This is a genomic window from Sphingomonas sorbitolis (assembly GCF_036663875.1).
GTDB lineage: Bacteria > Pseudomonadota > Alphaproteobacteria > Sphingomonadales > Sphingomonadaceae > Sphingomonas.
The window spans coordinates 531,662-549,677 of record NZ_JAXOJS010000005.1; the positions used below are offsets into that span (position 1 = coordinate 531,662).

16 protein-coding genes are annotated in these 18,016 nt (G+C 57.9%); 10 read left to right on the plus strand and 6 right to left on the minus strand.

All coding sequences use genetic code 11. The annotated features are described in order from the left end of the window. The 5 genes from U1763_RS17480 to U1763_RS17500 all read left to right on the plus strand — a co-directional run bounded on the left by U1763_RS17480 (window position 1) and on the right by U1763_RS17500 (window position 5,533). The gene (locus tag U1763_RS17480; protein WP_332756198.1) at window positions 1–1,701 is read left to right on the plus strand and encodes a phage tail protein; all 1,701 of its coding nucleotides are present in this window, start codon (window positions 1–3) and stop codon (window positions 1,699–1,701) included. Between the two features lie 17 nt (window positions 1,702–1,718). After that, window positions 1,719–3,509 (plus strand): hypothetical protein, encoded by a 1,791-nt coding sequence (locus tag U1763_RS17485; protein ID WP_332756199.1) that lies wholly within the window; start codon window positions 1,719–1,721, stop codon window positions 3,507–3,509. Continuing rightward, the gene (locus U1763_RS17490; protein WP_332756200.1) at window positions 3,509–4,042 is read left to right on the plus strand and encodes a hypothetical protein; all 534 of its coding nucleotides are present in this window, start codon (window positions 3,509–3,511) and stop codon (window positions 4,040–4,042) included. The genes U1763_RS17485 and U1763_RS17490 overlap by 1 nt, the downstream gene beginning before the upstream one ends. A gap of 35 nt (window positions 4,043–4,077) precedes the next feature. Continuing rightward, a complete protein-coding gene (locus tag U1763_RS17495) occupies window positions 4,078–4,473 on the plus strand; it encodes a hypothetical protein (protein WP_332756201.1) in 396 nt (131 codons plus the stop codon). Window positions 4,474–4,912: 439 nt separating this feature from the next. Then, window positions 4,913–5,533: a hypothetical protein gene (locus U1763_RS17500; protein WP_332756202.1), complete on the plus strand. Its 621-nt coding sequence runs from the start codon at window positions 4,913–4,915 to the stop codon at window positions 5,531–5,533. Window positions 5,534–5,583: 50 nt separating this feature from the next. Here the strand turns inward: U1763_RS17500 and U1763_RS17505 are convergent, their stop codons facing one another. Beyond that, entirely contained in the window at window positions 5,584–5,721 is a 138-nt protein-coding gene (locus U1763_RS17505; RefSeq protein ID WP_332756203.1) for a hypothetical protein, read from the minus strand. Window positions 5,722–5,819: 98 nt separating this feature from the next. Here U1763_RS17505 and U1763_RS17510 point away from each other — a divergent pair, with 98 nt between their 5' ends. The 3 genes from U1763_RS17510 (at window position 5,820) to opgC (ending at window position 9,170) form a co-directional block, all read left to right on the plus strand. Then, on the plus strand, window positions 5,820–6,086 hold the full coding sequence (locus tag U1763_RS17510; protein ID WP_332756204.1) for a hypothetical protein: 267 nt from the start codon (window positions 5,820–5,822) through the stop codon (window positions 6,084–6,086). A 16-nt stretch (window positions 6,087–6,102) separates the two neighbouring features. Beyond that, a complete protein-coding gene (locus tag U1763_RS17515) occupies window positions 6,103–7,713 on the plus strand; it encodes a hypothetical protein (RefSeq protein WP_332756205.1) in 1,611 nt (536 codons plus the stop codon). A gap of 299 nt (window positions 7,714–8,012) precedes the next feature. After that, complete coding sequence (gene opgC / locus U1763_RS17520) at window positions 8,013–9,170, plus strand: OpgC domain-containing protein (RefSeq protein ID WP_332756206.1); 1,158 nt, start codon at window positions 8,013–8,015, stop codon at window positions 9,168–9,170. Window positions 9,171–9,253: 83 nt separating this feature from the next. On the opposite strand, the gene U1763_RS17525 is transcribed toward opgC, so the two are convergent. After that, window positions 9,254–10,540, minus strand: a complete 1,287-nt coding sequence (locus U1763_RS17525; RefSeq protein ID WP_332756207.1) for a glycosyltransferase family 4 protein — start codon at window positions 10,538–10,540, stop codon at window positions 9,254–9,256. Window positions 10,541–11,259: 719 nt separating this feature from the next. Between U1763_RS17525 and U1763_RS17530 the strand changes: the two genes are divergently transcribed. Then, window positions 11,260–12,540 carry a hypothetical protein gene (locus U1763_RS17530; protein ID WP_332756208.1) on the plus strand — a complete coding sequence of 427 codons (1,281 nt, stop codon included), beginning with the start codon at window positions 11,260–11,262 and terminating at the stop codon, window positions 12,538–12,540. Window positions 12,541–12,854: 314 nt separating this feature from the next. Here U1763_RS17530 and U1763_RS17535 read toward each other — a convergent pair whose 3' ends face one another. Then, window positions 12,855–13,085, minus strand: coding sequence for a hypothetical protein (locus U1763_RS17535; protein WP_332756209.1), 231 nt, complete (start codon window positions 13,083–13,085; stop codon window positions 12,855–12,857). 6 nt (window positions 13,086–13,091) lie between these two features. On the opposite strand from U1763_RS17535, the gene U1763_RS17540 reads away from it, so the two are divergent. Then, the gene (locus U1763_RS17540; RefSeq protein ID WP_332756210.1) at window positions 13,092–13,388 is read left to right on the plus strand and encodes a hypothetical protein; all 297 of its coding nucleotides are present in this window, start codon (window positions 13,092–13,094) and stop codon (window positions 13,386–13,388) included. Window positions 13,389–13,655: 267 nt separating this feature from the next. Here U1763_RS17540 and U1763_RS17545 read toward each other — a convergent pair whose 3' ends face one another. The 3 genes from U1763_RS17545 to U1763_RS17555 all read right to left on the minus strand — a co-directional run bounded on the left by U1763_RS17545 (window position 13,656) and on the right by U1763_RS17555 (window position 17,330). Beyond that, window positions 13,656–14,831, minus strand: a complete 1,176-nt coding sequence (locus tag U1763_RS17545) for an acyltransferase family protein (RefSeq protein WP_332756211.1) — start codon at window positions 14,829–14,831, stop codon at window positions 13,656–13,658. Between the two features lie 295 nt (window positions 14,832–15,126). Then, window positions 15,127–15,426, minus strand: coding sequence for a helix-turn-helix domain-containing protein (locus U1763_RS17550; RefSeq protein ID WP_332756212.1), 300 nt, complete (start codon window positions 15,424–15,426; stop codon window positions 15,127–15,129). Between the two features lie 1,604 nt (window positions 15,427–17,030). Beyond that, window positions 17,031–17,330 carry a helix-turn-helix domain-containing protein gene (locus tag U1763_RS17555; protein WP_332756213.1) on the minus strand — a complete coding sequence of 100 codons (300 nt, stop codon included), beginning with the start codon at window positions 17,328–17,330 and terminating at the stop codon, window positions 17,031–17,033. Window positions 17,331–18,016: the final 686 nt, after the last annotated feature.

The window sequence follows — 18,016 nt, forward strand, 5'->3', positions numbered from 1 at the left end:
ATGTCGAAGACTCTCAGGACAGCGGCGTTCGTGATCGGCGCCGTCGCGCTGGTTGCGTCCGGTGTCGGCGCCGCAGCAGGCGCAGGCCTGATCGGTGCGACCGCGGGGGCTGGTGCGGCGGCTGGCGCGACGGCTGGGTTCCTCGGCGTTTCGGCAGCGACATTGACTGCGGTCGGTGCGATCGCGGGTGCTGCGAGCGCTGTGCTGACCTTAGCGGCCGGTACGCCGAAAGGCACGATCGGCGGCAGCGCAACCCAGTTCAAGATCGACAAGGATGCGGGCATGCCCGTGGTGATCGGGCGAAGTTACTCCGGCGGCAACGTCGTTCACCGCCAGTATTACGGGCCGAAGAACGGCCTCGAAAGCTGGGTCACGGTGCATAGTATCGGCCCAGTCCGCAGCCTTGGCCCATTGCTGATCAACAAGGTCCAGGTCTCACTGAACGGCACCGCCATCGGTGGCGCGTATGCCGGATATATGTGGCTTGATCAGCAGCTGGGCGCAGCACCCGAGGCGCGCGCGCTGGCGGGCCCGCAGGGTGATTTCCCGGGCTGGACCGCGGCGCACAAGCTTTCCGGCCTTGCGGCCGACCTCTGGACGCTGAAGTTCGACGAGAAGGGCAAGGTCTATCCGAACGGCGTACCCCAACGCGGTCGCGTGGTCGAAGGGGTCTACGTCTACGATCCCCGGCTCGACAGCACCTACCCCGGCGGGAGCGGGTCGTGTCGCCTTGGTAATGAGGCGACCTATGTCTGGTCCGAGTCGCCGGCCCTTCATGCACTGACCTGGGCGTTCGGTCGCATCCAGAACGGAGTGCTCGTCGCCGGTGGCGGGATGAAGATCGGCGGGATCGACATGGCGCCGTTCGTCGACTGGGCCAACGTCTGCGACGCCAACGGCTGGAAGGTCGGCGGGATCGTCTACACGAACTCGGACAACAGCTGGGACATCCTGAAGATGATTGCCCAGGCGGGTGGCGGTGAGGTTATGCCAGTCGGCGCGCAGCTGTCGTGCACCTACTCCGCGCCTCGCGTTTCGATCGGCAGGATCACGTCAGACGACATCACCGGCGATATCGACGCGCCCGGCACTGCCTCGCGCCGCCTACGCCGTAACACCGTGATCGCGCGCGTCCGGCTGGAGACGCATGGGTGGGAAGAGGTCCCGCTGGATGCCGTCGCAATCCCCGCATACGTCACGGCTGATGGTGGCAGCCGTCCTACCGAACTGAGCTTTCCGCTCGTCCAGCAGGTCGATCAGGGCGTGCAGCTTGGTCTCTACGCGATGTGGAACGGTCGTGAACTCGACGGGATCGTGCTGCCGGCCAAGGTCTATGCGATCGGCTATCGCCCAGGCGATTGCCTGACAGTCGACATCCCAGAGGCGTCGCTCAACAACCGCGACGTCGTCGTGCGCAACCGCGAGATCGAAGGCAGCACGATGGGGGTGACCCTTACGTGTCGGTCGGAGACTGCGGCGAAACATCCGTTCTGCCTAGGTAAGACCGGCAAGGCCCCGCCAACCCCGGACCTTACGGTGCCAGAAAGCTACCCCATCACCATCGGCTACGCTGAAACGGCGGGGAGCGCCGCGACTGCCACAGCGGCCGATTCAACGGGCAAAATCAGCAACGGCGCGACGTCGTACACGGCGGCACAAATCAAGTCGCTTGAAGACCGCATCAGGGCGCTTGAACCCTAAAATAATCGGAGACATCGATGGCAACGACAGCTCGCCTGGACCTATCGGCCTGGCGCAACGACAACGTGTATGAGTTTCCGTTGCGCGTGCGTGGCGCGGACTTGACCGAGGCAGGCCTCGTCATGGAGATCCGGCTTGGGCCTGACACGCCGGGCGCTCCGCTCGTGTCGCTCGCGAAGGTCACGAACGGCAACGCCGAGGGCGTCCGCCTCGCCGGGGTGACGATTGTCGACGGGTTGCCGGAAAGCGATGTCCGGATCCGGATCAACAAGACGACGCTGTTCGGGCTGCCCTATGCGGGCGAACGCGGCGACGCGACGGAGCTCGCTTACGCGCTGCTAATTTCGGGGCAGACTCGGCTGGTCGGCAGCTTCATCATCCTGGCGTCGACATATGGGAGCGACGCTGCGCCAGCGAGCCGGGCACCGGGATACGGGGCGCGCTCGGGCGTTCCGGCTTCGGGTGCGCTGCTGACGATCGCAGCTACCGAGGTCACTGTCCTCAATCTCGATGCCGCGGATCTGATCGGCCCAACGCTTGCTGCCGCGGCTGATCTGGTCGGCAGTGTGCAGGATCAGGCGCATGTCTCCGCGATCATCTCGGAAGCGCTTATTCATGCGCCGGCGGCGTTGCCGGTTGATGGCAATCCCAACATCCTGACGGCCGATGTCACAAATGCGGGCGACGGGACCAAATTCGATGTCCTGATCCTGAAGGACAATACCGGGCCTGGGCGTCTCACCGCAGGCGGTCTCGATCGCGGCATGGTTCGTGACGGCGGCGGCACCGCTCTCGCAGCTGGCGACCTTCCGTTCGGCAAGATCGCGACCTTTCAGTACAGCGCCGGCGGCGGAAACTTCGTGCTGTCCGGCACCCGTGACATCGTGACCGAATCGGATCCCGATCCCCTGGCAATGCTGCGGCCGTACCTGATCGCCAACCCATACGGCACCGTCACCAACACCGGCGGCACGATCGCAGCGGCCGTCCGCGAGATCGGCGTCCAGTGCGTAGGCTCGTCGATCGGCAACGGCTTCGGCGGAGTCGCAGGCGACGCGCCGGTCGACATGTTCTGCACCAAGTTCAATGCGCGCCGTCGTCAGGCGGGCGTGCGAGCCGTGGCGGACAATCGGTCGGTGAATGGCCAAGCGATCCTCGACTTCGGATCTCAGGCGGCGGGCTCTACCGCGACGCAACCGCGGAAGATCAAGCTCTACATCCCACTGATGAACGACATGTTCTTCCGGTACCTGACCATGCGGCACACCTTCCCCCTGATGCAGGCGCGGATGGAGTCCTACCTTGACGCTGATGCAGGCGCTGGCGTGCTTTCGGTGGTGCTGGGTAGTCCGCATCCAAACTTTCGCACGGTAGATCTGGCGAGCGAACTCCCGACCGATACGCCTGTAAGCTGGCCATTCTTCAAGCCAGCACCAGCCAGCGCTGCCGATATCCGCAACGCGCTTGGCTCGGACCTGACTGATCCCATCGATTGGACTGGCTCTGGCATCCTTACCCGCGGCGTTCGCACGTTCGCCCACGGCAACACCTGGCTGCGTGATCTCTGCCGCCGAAAGCCGACAGCCGTGTTCGGGGATAGCGACTGGGCTTTCCGTCGGTTTGGTCTGGAGCCCGCGGTACAGCAGGCTGATCCGGCAGCGGCCGTCGATGCTCTCTACATGCCCGGCCAGTTCAACCACTTCAGCCACTCGGGCTACGGGGTGAGTTACGACCGTGTGATTAGTCGCATCGTCGACGCGATCCTGAACGGCGATCTGGGTACCCGCTACTTCCGAGGAGACGAGTGATGGCGACTAGCAGCTTTGCGGCCCAGGCGGTCGCGAACGGACCCGGCACGATCGCTCAACCCAGCTTTGAGGGCATGGGCTGGCTCGTCGTCATCAACCTCGCCGTCATGACGGTCGCGACGCTGATCGGCGTGATGGTCGTCGTGAAGCTGGCGGGCGACGCCTGGAAGCATCGGCGACTGGACGTGTGGCTGTCGCCGGCTTGGATCTACCGCGCGCTCGGCATCCTGTTCGCCTGCGGCATCACGATCCGATGCGGCGCGGAGGCCCTGACGCTGTGGGGCTATGATCCACGCGACCCGGTGATGACGGGCATGTTCGCCACGATCAAACGCCTGTTCGACCCGTTCGCAGTCGCCTGCGGGGTCTCGGGCTTGATGCTCTACATCTGCTCCGAGCCGGGCATGATTGAGCAGCAGCGCAAGGAGCCGTTCCCGATCGATATGTGGCTCGCCTGGCCGATGGTCCGGCGCATGCTGTGGCTCGGTCTCTTCTCATTGATCGCCGCGATCGGCGTGGTCTCCACGCGATGATCGACGGCGGGGGCATCTACAAAGGGGGCGCAACGATGGCGGCTATACTACCTGTTGCCGCTGCTGCGCTGACAGAGAAGGGCGCGACGATCGCGACGTCGGTGCCAGTGATCTGGCACTTCCTCGGCTATCCGTTCGAGGCGGCCGGGATGATTGCGGCGCTGTTCGCGTGTTTCGCCGCGCGGTTTTGGATCGGTGCCGCGCAGTCCGTCCGGCAGGAGCACCGCTGGAGCCTCGACATTCCGGTCACCGGGATGGCGCTGGCGGTATCCGCGGCGATCGTGATCGCGATGCGCCCCGAGCCGCTCGGCGGGCTTCTCTACGGCGCAGGTCTTGGCGTGCTTGGCGAAGGCATCTTCAAGATCGCCGAGAAGTACCTGCAGAAGGCTGGTGCGGTATTTGGCGTCGAGACTGACAAGCCGGCTACGTAAAGATGGCCCTGCTCACCAACCGGGGGGCGTCACGATGAGCAGGGACCGTCCTGTGGGCGACACTAAGCCCGCAGCACCTCTGACAATATAACGTCAATTTTTGGATAACGGCCCGCCTCAAGCGCCGTGTGAACGCGAGGCGGGCCGGCTGGAACAGGTTGGCACGTCCAGCGGCAACCTAACGCGCAATCACAGTAACGGTTCACGTTGAACGGCTACGATCCTGTCGACGGCAGAAAATCCGGCGGCCGCAGCGGAAGCCCTCCGTGGTTTAGGCGGCCAACCTGTCTGAAAAACATGCTGTGAAAACAAACAGGCTGGCCGCCTGCAGGACTAGTCAATGGACCTGCGCCGGCACGGTGGGAGCGTTGCCGGCCACCGCGTCTAGGCCCGCCCTTCAGAGGCGATGTTAACCCTAATCACTATGGAAGGAATAAACATGCCGACGGCATCAAAGCCTGCGACCGCCTCTGCGCGCCTGGCGCATGGGCTGACGTCGCCGGACAAATTCTTCGCGACGATTCGACCGCTGTTCGGGACGATGACGCAAGCGCAGGTCGAGGGCATCCAGGCGAAGCTTACCGCGTTTGCCGCGCAGGGCTCGCCCGTCGCGTACGTGGCGTATGGGCTTGCCACCTCGTTTCACGAGACCGCTCAGAAGATGCAGCCGGTTCCAGAGATCGGACGCGGCCGCAACTATCCATATGGCAAGCCGGGGAAGCATGGCGGCCAAGTCGCGTACGGCCGTGGCGATGTCCAGCTGACGCACGACTATAACTACGAGCGCGCCGACGCCGAGCTCGGGCTAAAGGGCGCGCTGACAGCGAACTATGATCGGGCGCTAGAGACCGAGATCTCCGCGCAGATCATGGTGCTCGGCATGACCGAGGGCTGGTTCACCGGGAAGCGGTTCGCCAGCTACTTGCCGGCGAAGGGTCCAGCGACGGTCGTCGAGTTCACGTCAGCGCGTCGCATCATCAACGGGATTGATCGCGCGGAGAAGGTCGCCGGGTACGCCATGTCGTTCCAGACGGCCCTGGTTGCTGGGCAGTGGAACTAGAATCTTGCCCGAGCAGCAAAACTGTCGCGCTCATCACGGCCATCGAACCGTCAGGTCAGTGCAGAAACGATCAGGCCGATCAACATCCAGACCAACGCGCCAGCGAGTGCTCCAATGACAAGCCCGCTCATTTGTGGCGCTTTCAACGCCTCCCGATGATCGGCACGTTTCTCAGAGTCGTCCAGCATCAAATTCTCCTATCGTGCCGCCATCGATCTGACGCTTGGCTAACCGCCTGTGTTCCCAAAAAATTAACCAACTTTTCCGCTCCCTTGAAAGGACCACGATGAAGAAACTGCTGACCGCTGCGCTCTGCGCGGCGAGCCTATCCGCGTGTGCGCAAACCCCGCACCTCGACGTGTGCAAGGGCGCCGAACTGCGCCGTACCGCTTACTCGACCGCGATCGAGGCTGTCGCGGTTCTCGAGTTCTCCGGCCGCCCGGTGCCGCAGGCCGCGCTGATCGCGCGAGATGCCGCACAGCTGGCGCTATCGATCCTTGATCGGAACTGCCCGCGAACCGCGCTGGTCGCACCCACCACCGCTGCCAACTGATCCAAGGGGCCAATCCATGAAGACCATTCTCCTTTGGGACCCGCGGTTTCCAGACAGGCGACCGGCGCGGCTCGCGGTCGAGGACCCAGTAGCTTCCGCTGCTGTCCGCGCGGGTGTAGCTGCAGCCGCCAACCCTGCCGAAGCTGGAACGCTGTCCGCAGGCGGCGCGCTGGATCCCGGCATGATGACGGAGGTCGTTCTGCAGCACGGTACTGGAAACCTAACCCGCCGACTATTTCTGCCGTATAGCGTCGTGATGGTTGGAGCGGCCGCTGGCGTGCTCGCGTCAATCGGAACACCTATCACTGGCGGCGTCATTCCCACGCCCTCCGACCTTCTGAAATACCCGAACTTCCCCAAGAAGGTTAAGCAACTTCGCGCGCTATCCGATCTGGTGAGCTACAATACGGACGCTACGCGGTTTGCCGTGGTGCAGTCGCCGGACTCGATCGATGGCCGCAACGTCCTGTCGATGAAGGTCAACGGAACGTACAACCGGACCACCTGCCGCGCATCGTTGGGCACGCCCTGGGACATGCGCAACGGCGTCATTGGCCTTTGGGTGAAGCGCATCTCTACCGAAATGACTGTGACGGTTAACCTATGGTCTGCCGGAACTCCTGCCGCACCTTCGCCCAATTATTCGACCGTCGCCTACAACACGGGTACTTTCGCGGAAGCTTTCGATGGTGGCGTGTTCTGTCAGGCTGGCTGGCATTCCAGCCGGGTCGTAATCACCGGCACTGGTGCCGATCTTTCGGCCGTTACGCACATCGAAATCCAAGTTGGCGACGGGCAGGGGGCCGCGTTTGAAGCGCAGATTGGCGACTTCACCTTCACGCCAAACCCGCGGACAAAGGCGGCCGTTATCTTCAAGTGCGCGGACGCTTTCGCTGATCCGTACACGGTGCTCCGTCCGATGGCACAGGCTAAGGGGCTAGTAGTTCCGTATTTCATGACCCCCGGCGCCGTAGAGTCGGGCAACGGGTATGACCGGGGATACCCGGCGCGTATGACCACCGACCAGGTCAATGCATTGCGAGCTGAGGGCACGCAGTCGGGCACGCAGGCTTGGACCACAGAAGCAGCCCAGCCGGACTATCCCTCGTATGTCACCGAATATACTGGCATGCGCGAATACAATAAGCACAAGGGCTGGTACGAGGACGCGGCTGACGACTCGTTCCACTCGGGCGTCAACGCCGGCAGCCCAAACTCGCGCTCGGCCAAGATCGCAACCGGCGCCCGCACCATCCAGCGCTTCAAGAACAACGCGGTCAAGAACACGCTACCGCCAATGTTGCAGCCAGAGACGTTCCCGTTCCGGGATCGGATGTCGCACGTTTGCATGAACGTGGCCGTCCTCGGCACCGGTACGCAAACCGCAATCGCGCAGACGATGAGCCACATAGACGAAGCGATCAAGGTCAATGGCGTTGCCGAGTTCGCGATCCACGGCAACGTACTGAACAACCAGAATACCGTGGACCTGTTCAACGCCATCCTAGACCGCAAAAACAGCGCCAATGACTTCGAGTTCCACACCCCGCTGTCACTTCTTGCGCCATGGCTGGCCCTTTATGGTCCCTCTGATCCTTACGAATTTCCATATTCGATGAAGTCGTGATGAGCAGCACCCTGACCGCCACCTTCGACCCGGCAACCACCAAGTCGGATCGCTGTCGATAACCTCTCACTGGGCACGGCGTCGATCGACGATGACTGAGGCGTTCGTCGGCAAGCCTACAGGTGCTTCAGCGACCCTCGGAGCCGAGCTGACAGTGAAGCACCATACGATATACGTCGATCTCGATTAAGTTATTTACAACTAACCCAGAATGGTACGAGCCAGGCTAAAATAGGTTAGCTTTAGCGGCCGTTTGGGCCCTACGCTTGGATGCTGCAGTGCACCAAAGGGGCTAAGAATTGACCGTCAACTACGCATCAGCTGAATATGCGGAGCCTGTGGTAGGTGCGAGCCATTCGCTGAAACCTGTCCAATCCATGCGGGACCCGCGGCTCGATATTATCCGCGGTATCGCAATGATCACTATGGTCGTTGACCACGTAACCGAGGCGGTATTTCCGCTGACAGATTGGCATAGGCTTTGGCAGATACCGAGCCCGAGCTACTATGGAATTTCGTCGGCCGCAGAAATCTTCGTGACGCTTGCGGGATACATGATCGGAATGGTGTATCTGCGTAAAGCAGATGGTGGACGTCTCGTTCTGAAGCGCGCGGTGAAGATTTATATCGTGGCGCTAGTTACTATCTTACTCGTAACACCGTTCGCTTATCTATCGTCATCGGCCTTAGTCCATTACAACAAACTCGACGGAATGGTGGGCTCCCCGTTCGGCGTGTTTTTGGATGCGGCGATGCTCTATCGCTTTCCCAACCTCATCGATGTTCTGGGTCTGTACGTCATTTTCATGGGGTTCACCCCACTGGCGATGGCATTGGCGAGGTGGCAACCGATCGCGCTTGCGGCAATATCGTTCGCGGTTTGGGCGGTTCTGCATAAGCACTCGCTTCGCGATGCGGTCTCGTTCTTTCATCTTCCGTTCAATCCGCTGGCCTGGCAGCTTCTATTTTTCGTTCCGATGCTGCTCGGCGCGCGTCGTATTCATGAACCGGTATTTTCTTTCTTAGAGAAGCATCCAATCGTGTTTTATGTTCTTCTCGGTGTTATGGCGCTTATTACCGTTCAGCGGGTTAGCCGGTGGGCAGGGTATGGTTACGGCATCCCTTGGTCGAGCCGCTACTTCCTCGGAGGGGCGCTTCTGATCGGGAATGCGCTGCTCATTTCGTTCTATGCCTCGGCGCTCGCGGTGCTTCGAAATTGCCTAACCTCACTTCCGCTATTGATACTGGCATCCATTGGCCGGAACAGCTTGTACTGTTTTGCTGCCAGTATCGTTGCGACGTACGCTTTGGTTTGTCTGTGGGAATACGCGGTTCCAACCTATGCCGGCTACCTCGCGGTGAATGCGATGATCTTGGCGATCGTCGCGACGCTCGCGTGGGTGCTGGATCTGTTGACGGAGCAAAGGGCTGTCAGAAAGCGTACGTTGATCGTTTGATGGTGGCAGGTATCGCGGCGTCCCTCACCAAGGCAGAGATGGCGCCGTGACGGACGCCAGCCTCATTCCTTTTCCTGACCGTTTCAAGCGGACACGATGACATCTGAAGATGGGAGGCAAGCGATACCATCGTGCAGCTCGGCACGATCTCGGCCAGCGTTACCTTTTTGGGTGTTCGAAACGATAAGGTTATAAACTTTACGCGCTTCCACGCTTGCGTTGTGACGCTCGCGAACCAAAGATTTACCAGCTTCGCCCATTTGAGCGCAGACTTCGATTGGCGCTGCCATGCATTCAGCCATTGCTGCTGCTACCGCATCAACCGATCCGGCTGCGAACAGCCACCCGGTCTTGCCTGGTATCACCAATTCCGCGATAGCGGCGATATTCGACGCGAGTAGTGGTCGACCTAATGCTAACGCTTCCATCAGTACGACAGGCAAGCCCTCGGCGAAGGTTGGCATCACCATAGCTCTCGATGCAATGATATGATCGCGAACTTGAGCTTCGCTAGCCCAACCGGCAAGCGTAACATAATCAGCTACCCCCAACCGCTCAATAGACTTCTGAATTTCACCCTTCAGAACCCCGTCTCCAACGATTGTTACATGCGCGGGTGTCCCCCTATCGCGTAACCGCGCTATTGCCTCGACCAACACGAGATGCCCTTTTTCAGGATCAAGGCGGCCTATATTTACAAAATGGGGAATGTCTCGAATGGGTTTAATACCCTCATCAAAAAACACGTCAGATAATCCGCAATGGACGATATTAATTTTCGTCCAGTCTGAGATTTTTGCCCATCGGTATAGCTGGCTTGCGCAATATTCCGATATGGCGATTACGAATGCCGCATGTGTAATCTTTAGATTTAATTTCATACCTATCGGCGCGTCGAACTCACCCGGGCCATGTACAGTCAAACTATATGGAATACTCGATATCGCGCTTGATATCATAGCTATTTCGGCCGCATTGGTACCGAAATGAACATGTAAATGCTCTATTTCCGAATTTCGCAAGCTTTTCGCAAGATGACATGCCTCAAAAAAGGATATTAAATGCAATAGAGAACTACGGTCCGATCGTTTCATCATTTTTAAAGAAAGCGACAGCGCCTTCAGCCATCGTTTAGGTGCTCGCACTAATTCGGATGCGGTCGCGGTAAGTAACGGAATAACGCCGCCGCCTAGAATGTACCTAGTGCGTTTCAGCTCTTCCATGTCCGACGGGTCCGCTAGCTCAGCATCCCACCCTCTGATCGCCCATCGGGTTACATCGATTCCCAGATATTCGAGCGCGATGATTTCTCGTCGAATAAACGAATGGCTGATCTTGGGATACTGGTTCGTAAAATAGCCGATTTTCATGCGAAATCCCCCTCAACATTCTCCGAACGATCGTAATTAACACATGGTTAAGATGCGCAGAGGAGATGTCAGTGGCGATTGCAAATTCGTGCTAAGCAGTTGCGCAGAACGCAATCAGACCATCGGGTTAGCCAACGACGAGATACTTCCGAGGCCTTCACGGTCCGCATCGTTTTCGTGTCATCCGAGACGGAGATGACGCCACGTAAGCTTTCATTTTAGCTGCTGGTTGAGAACCATCATAGCGAAATGTCGAAGAGGCCGAAACTCCCCAAGCTTTGGCTAATGTACGTTATCCATACGCTTTTACCGAGGATAAACTTGGCGATTTGTATTTGCTTACCTGTGAATCCCGTCGTGTCAGAGATCTAGGTTCACGGTGAGCAAAGGGGTAATTTATGATCGCGGTAGACCACGACGAAAATTTTAGCGATTTGAGCTCAACCACAGAGCTGCCCGGGTTCGACCGACGACGCTTACTCGCTTTTCTCGCGAGCGCACCAGTTTTTGCAGCGGGAGCATATGCTAGTAGCTATGCCACTGGCAGTGAGAGTGACACTGGCAGTGCAACGGTTGAATCCAACGGCATCACAGTCGTAGACGGATCAAGCAGCACGCAACCCGAGATCACGGCATCGGGGTCGGAAGCTGTTACGGCGCCAACGGCCCTACGTACGATCCCAGCAGCCAACCTATTCTCTGCGCAATCACCGTGGAATTTGACGCCGATCAAACCCAAGCTTGGGAACAATACTCTGCCTGTCGCGAAACAGATACCTTGGATCGAAGAAAGTGCCTACTCGTCTAAAATTTTTCACGCTGCGGCAAACGATAGTCCAATGACAGTCGTTGCGGACGAAATAGCTAACCAGTTTAAGGCCGGTGCGGTTACGATTCCTAGGTTTCCGGCGGCAACCATGCCAGCGACTGGTCAGGACGGTCACTGCGAAATTCTGGACCTGTTTGACGGTAAGCTACATAGCTTTTATCAGCTTCGTCGTACGGCGGGGACTTGGCGAGCGTGCAAATACGCTTGCACGTCAGCGCAGGGGAGTGGCTGGGGTACGGTATCAAATCCTGATAATGTACGAGCCGCCGGTTGCTCAACGGCAGGTGGTCTTCTCCTCGCGTCGGAGTTAGGCCTCGAAATTGTGCCACATGCTCTCGCGATTGGCATGGATAAAAATGCTTTCATGTCCGGGCCTGTTTGGCCTGCAACTTTACAGGATTACACCGGCGCCAGCACCTACAAGGGACTGACGGGGCAACGCTTCGCTATGGGCCGGCTGTTAATGCTCCCAGCCTCTTTCGACGTTGACAAGCTCGGCTTACCGGAATCGAGGACTATCGCCCGGACACTTAAAAAATATGGCGGGTATATCGTAGATGCAACGGTCGGTTCGTTGAACTTCTACGCTGAGATCGGGAGTGGCTGGAACAAAAGCTACGTCAACGGGAAGTACACGGCTGCATTTAGCCCTGATATGCAAGCGATCAAAGCAAGCTTGCGGCAAGTTATAGCACAAAGTGGATTTTTAGATCGCGATGGTAAGCCCTATGCTCCCCTACCGTTTCGCTCAACGAACCTATTGTCGATGCGCGGTCCATGGCAAGGCTACGGCGGCTCACGATCGTTTGGCGAGTACGACGCATCGACCGATCTATTTCGGGCCGAGCCGACCGGAGAGCCACGCACAATCCGCCAGTTGCTAAACACACATAGTGAGGCTGACCTATTCGGGTACAAGCAACAGAACTGGAACCTGAACCCTGAACCCGGCGTCCGGTATATCGTACGAGCGATCGGCTCGGGAAGCATCACAGCGATGCTCGCGGTGAACAGCAAAGGGTTTAAACGGTACGGGGCGACCAGCAAACTGGCGCCTGGTGGTTTCGTGGATTTCACTTGGCCAACCGATCCGCAGACCGTGACAGAGGTATTTGTCGACAAGTCCGCAGGCGCAGCGGCAAACATTCGGTTGGAACTGGTCAAGGCGTAGGTGGGTGTCGCGGCGTCCCTTACCAAGGCAGAGGTGACGCCGCAGGTCGCGTGACCGAAGATCTATCTGATGTGATAACGCTGTCATGGGGCTCGCGTGGCTACCGCTTGGGCAGGCTTTGGACCACCGTCACTATTCCGAGCATGATAAATAACAGTACCGAGCAGGCAAGCCAAACGATGAGCACTGTCATGACAAGGGTTTGCATAGGAATCCCCTTCGGTACGCTAGGGGTAGGCTCAACAAGCGCGCCAAACTTATCGTAAGTTAACGAACCATGAATTTTATTTTGAGTCGCGTTCTCGCATAGCGCGTCAGTTGGAAATGGTGAGTGCTTGGCGGGCGGCAACCGCCATCTCGCGAAATGCCGTTTTCCATGCCGCTCCGGCATCGGCTGATGGCGTGCGATCCTCGACTTGCCCCATTCGGCTTTCCCACATGTAGGCGGCGACGTGCTCGATCAGTGCGTCGTCGTAATTGCTTGTGCAGAGTTGGCATCGCCAGCCATATCGAATTCTTGCAACCTTGTTCCCGTTGCGTTCCATAAGCGGATGCACCGGCAAACGCGAATCACTGTCGATCTGGCCGTACAGATCCTGCGGTCGACGCTTGATCAGAAGAGCGCCGGCCGGGTCGACACCGTTGCCGTTCGTCTAGCACTGCGGTGCCTCTGGTCGCATTGTCCTGAGCGCTGGCCATTGGTGATGTTCTGGGAGGGGGCGATGCAGGACAACGAGATCGGCCGCAGTCAGAGCGTTACCGCCTCGTTCAACGGGATCGTTCGCCAGCTACGACGATCCGGGGCCTATGCAGAAACCAGTGACACGCTACTGCGGGAGCGCAAATAAGATCCTATCAACGGCATCCGCGACGCGACGCCAATCGTCGCAGCCCTCCGGCGTCAATACCATATCACCAAGGGAGTCGAGTACGGCTCTGTGAGCAGCGTGGCCATGCGCTTCGACGATCTCAGCCGCTTTTAGCCAGACCTGTACGTTTGTCAGCCTCGGGGGGCTAGCCAACGACTACCACCGTTAGCTGCTCACTCGTTCCGTCCTTGAAGTGGACTAGCACGCCATCTGGCAGAGTATTGACTCTCAACGGCCATCGTTTCGTCATTCCGCTTGCGCTGCCTCGGGGCTGACGAAAATCGCCTGGTATCGCCGATAGGTTCTAACCGAGAACAGGATGACAAACCCGGTCGCCATTATCGATACTGCCGCCAGGTGCGAGATGCCGGCCTGTGCAAGAATGTTCCCCAGGGGAATGACCAATGTGTGCCCGACATACGCACTCAACGACAAGGTGCCGAAGACGCAGAGCATTTTGTATGACCGTCGCGGGAGAGTGTCCGGGCCAAGCCTCACATTCGCTTCGGCCGCGACCGCGATCAGCATGAAGAAGACGCCGATATACGCAATCAGCATCGGATGGGCGGGATCATAGGCCCAGTTGGTGAACCAGCGGTCCACCATGCCGGTCGATATGCTTATCGTAATGCCGGCAATGAGCAGGCCGGCTCCAGCGATTCGCATCGACTGTAGTGACGTGTGAAGCTGCTTGCTCCGCTCGAGCCATATTCCCGTTGCGAACCCGACGAGAACGTACGACATCATTTCGAAAAAGCCGTATTTGTCGAGCGTCAGAGACTGCAGCAAATGGAGCCAACCGATCGCGTGCGTGGTCCAAATGCTCCGGAGCAATGTCGATGTCAGCAAGCACATCGCTGCACAGATTAGCGATATACCAATGGCGTTTTTGCTACGCATCAGCTTGGGAAAGATTTCTGGGCCCACAAAAGCCGTGACAAAGTAAAATGATAGAACCGAATAAAAAGCTTTTTGAGGCCAGTCACCGGCAGGAACACCCTCCGCAGAAAGGGCAAAATACTGCACAACCGCAAAGGCTATTATGCCCTGACCCAGAAGCCGAAGCGATCGTTTCATCTGTGCCGCAATATACCCCTTGCTCTTGGCTTCTCTCGACGTGAGATTGAACCCAATTCGCAGACCGAAGATTAGCGCGAACCCGGGGGTGCCCAAACGGAATATCGGGTTGGTCAGCATATCAAGGATCGGCTTTAGCCGCCCGGCATGATCAATGAAGAAGGGGCCCCAATGCGCAGCAATGACGAGCAGAACCATCAGACCGCGCACCGCCTTGATCGATTGTCTGGTGCTCGCAGCCCAGTCGACCTCGGTGGTTGCGGATGCCTCTAAATTAATTTGAGTGAGAGGTGAGAATATTTTCGATCCCGCGTTCTCCGTTATGTCGTCTAATTTACCATCCACGGGGTTATTTACCGATCACTGTAAAAACTAGAAAGAGCTTAAGATGCGTATGCTCGGCAATCGTCGGTGTCCAGACTTGCTGGAGGCTCCCCATAAAGGTGCGGACGACGTGCACCAGTCCGGGACGAGAAGCACCGGCGCCGGGCTGGCTGCCGCGTCCCGTCGACCAGCGCTAGGCTTCGGCTTAGGCTTGTCCATTAGCGGAGCCTATGTACGGTCAACCGATTCGGGCAAACTACCCGCGTGAACGAAAAAAACCGCTCTATGCACTGACGCTCACCGTGAGAAAACGGTTCTAAACTTTCATCAGCAGATACTGACCGTTTTGTAGGACTATAACTTCGCGTTTGGGCGGTTCTCCGAGTGTGTGCAGATGTTTCACAGGCCTTTTTCCGCGCTTGACGTTCAACGTCGGAATTTTGAACGCCTCAACGTGGCGATACAGCGTCGATCGACTGCACTCGAGACGTTTAGCAGCCTTTGCGCAGCAGTAATGACAATGTTCTAGCGCATCGACGATCGCTGCTCGTTGTGCCCAGTCGAGCGTTCCTGGCCTCATCCAGCTTTCAGATAAGTTTTGCGATTCGGCTTCCATATCGGAAGGCTATGGCATCGGATTATTAAGTCTACGTCGCATTCTGACGATCGTCCCGAAAAGACACCCTAGAGAATCGTATACTCACTCGCGACTTTACAGTTTAAACGCTAAACGCGCCCCGCTTTTGTAACGCCGATCGAAATCGTCGATATCCAGCCATCTACTAATTTCGATAATAATTAGAGTATCCAATCATGCGTCGCCGGCTTCGAGTTCGGTATGCCCAAACGGACAACGCCAGTCCCATAAGTGCCGGAATTATGGCCACAAAACTTAGCATTGTCGGTTTCGACGCGACAGCGGCTAGCGAAAAAAGACAACCTCCCAACGCGTAGATAAAGCAGGCGGCGGTAATTCGATTACGCCTACTGGGAGTATATGCTCGGAGAGGCAGTGTCGCGATCAGCACGCAGGTCCCAAATATGAGTGGTCCCACCGCGGTGATTTGGAATCCGCGGGTATGGAATATAACAACTATCGCAACGGATATCACGGCCGCCAAAATGCCGAATGCTCGCAAGTGGCCCATCATTTATCCCCCTCTTTTTCAGTGGGGGCATGACCTGTAAAATACCGCGTTAGCAAGTGCTGCTTTCTCCGCAGGCGCATACCAAGCCCTGTTCTGGTTCAGCGGTGGCTCCAAATTAGGGCGGCCACTTGCTGCTCGAATACGTGAGAGCCTGGCATGGACGAACCCATCACTGCAAAGTCGGCATCGACTTCCCGAACGACGACGCGCATGATAAATAGGCGGATGGAGTGCTTGACGTGCGCCCGAGTGAAGTGGTGAAATTGGGTCTCGAGCTGAAGAACCCGTTCGACGAAAACGCGATCGCCGCCGCCTTGATCGGTTCAAGCAAGCTATCTGGATTGGCGAACATACCGCCTACGACCTACCAGGGTCCTTCTCACCGACAGCCTCGGCTGTGGGAAGTGGCCGAAGATCGTCTCTTGTCATTTTACCCAACTGCTGCGCGTTCAGTTCGATCGTCCGCTGTTTATCGATGACAAGCGCAGCGGCTAGCGCGTCACCTGACAGCGGGTCAAGGATCCAGCCAGACGACCCCTTTCGTTCAGGAACGGGTTTTTCTAACTCTGGTACAGCCCTAGTTCGATAACCTGCTACGATTGTGCTCCGCGGCGCTATCATGTGTTGGGCTGGCACCGGCAAAACGCGTGCGGTCGGAGCCAACTGCTCTGCCGCCGGCACCGCTGAGGATACTTGAATCTTTCTATTACCAGGAGTCGACTTTAACGTTTGTCCTGCCGTCAATACGTATGCCGCTCCGCCTAAAAACGCCGCTGTGAGTGCGGCAACTCCAATAACGATGCCTGAGCGATCAGGGACCAAGCTCCTAGGCTCAGGCTGAAGATGTCTGGGCGCATACCGGTCGCGCAAATCCGCGGCTGCTGCGTGTGCAGGCGATGGATAAAGCCGATCGAACTTATCGATGTCCATTACTGGCTACCCGGATAACGATGTGGAAAGTTGGTCACCCGTTCAGTAACGCGCAAGTGCGGCATATGGACGAGCTTGCCCCCGCAAATTGTCGGAATTGAACCGGGCCCATTCGCAAAGGCAAGACCGGCGCCGTGAAACCCTAGCCTTTTGCCATAAGATATTGCCCATCCCTGAAGGTCACAACTTTGGCTAAATCGGTGTTTTGGGCGGCAGGTTGACGACGTACCCTGGTTTGCTTCCGCGTGATTTTCTTGAGGGGGATTTCGTAGTTTGAGATATGACGATAAAGCGTGCTGCGGCCACATCCGAGCCGCTTGGCTGTTCGTGAACAACAGTAATTACAATGCTCTAAGGCGGCGATGACGGCGCAACGTAAAGCCCAATCCAAAGTATGGGGCTTCTCCCAGTTTGCCCCGTTGTTTTGCGCGTCGTTCACCATGAGTAAATCTAGCGCGACAAATTGACGAGTCTAGCGAAGATTTATTAACTTGCGTGAAGGCGCTGCATCCTAACGCCGGTTTTGGTATTTCGGGCGCCAGCACTCAGGCAGCGTCCGTGCGAAGCTCCCGTATGACGACCAAGCATGGCACGCGGTAGGGGGAAATTCCGCCCGTTGAGGCCTAATCTCTACCATGTCGCAAATCGGCAAGCATATGAAGGAAGGCGGCGCGACCGCGGTCTTCCAAGCATGCGTTCTATCTCAACGAAGAAGGCCTTAAGTTCGGCGTTTAACATTAGGTCTACAGCACGGCATAACCTATGTTCGGATGATGAAGCCCAGCAAATTCGTCGCCCACTATGAACGAATCCTAGAGCGGCCACTTGGATTGGATGAGCTCGCGGCCGTCGCAGCGGCCCGGGGGAGCAGCGCTGGAAAACGAGATGCAGTTAAATCAATGCGCCGCGCGTTGCTCGAGCTGGTGCCCAACGCGCATGCCGTCCACCGAAAGCCTAATCCAATTTGACTGCCGGTGTACGCCCTTGCCCCGATGGAGAAGGGCCCTAGGTTGGAGCGTCGGGAGGGCCGATCGCCATCTCATCCGTAAGGTCAAAGTAGGCTGCGCAACCTTCCCGAAAACCTGCCATCCAATCGTCAAAGGCTCTCGACCCTTTGAAATAGCGGCA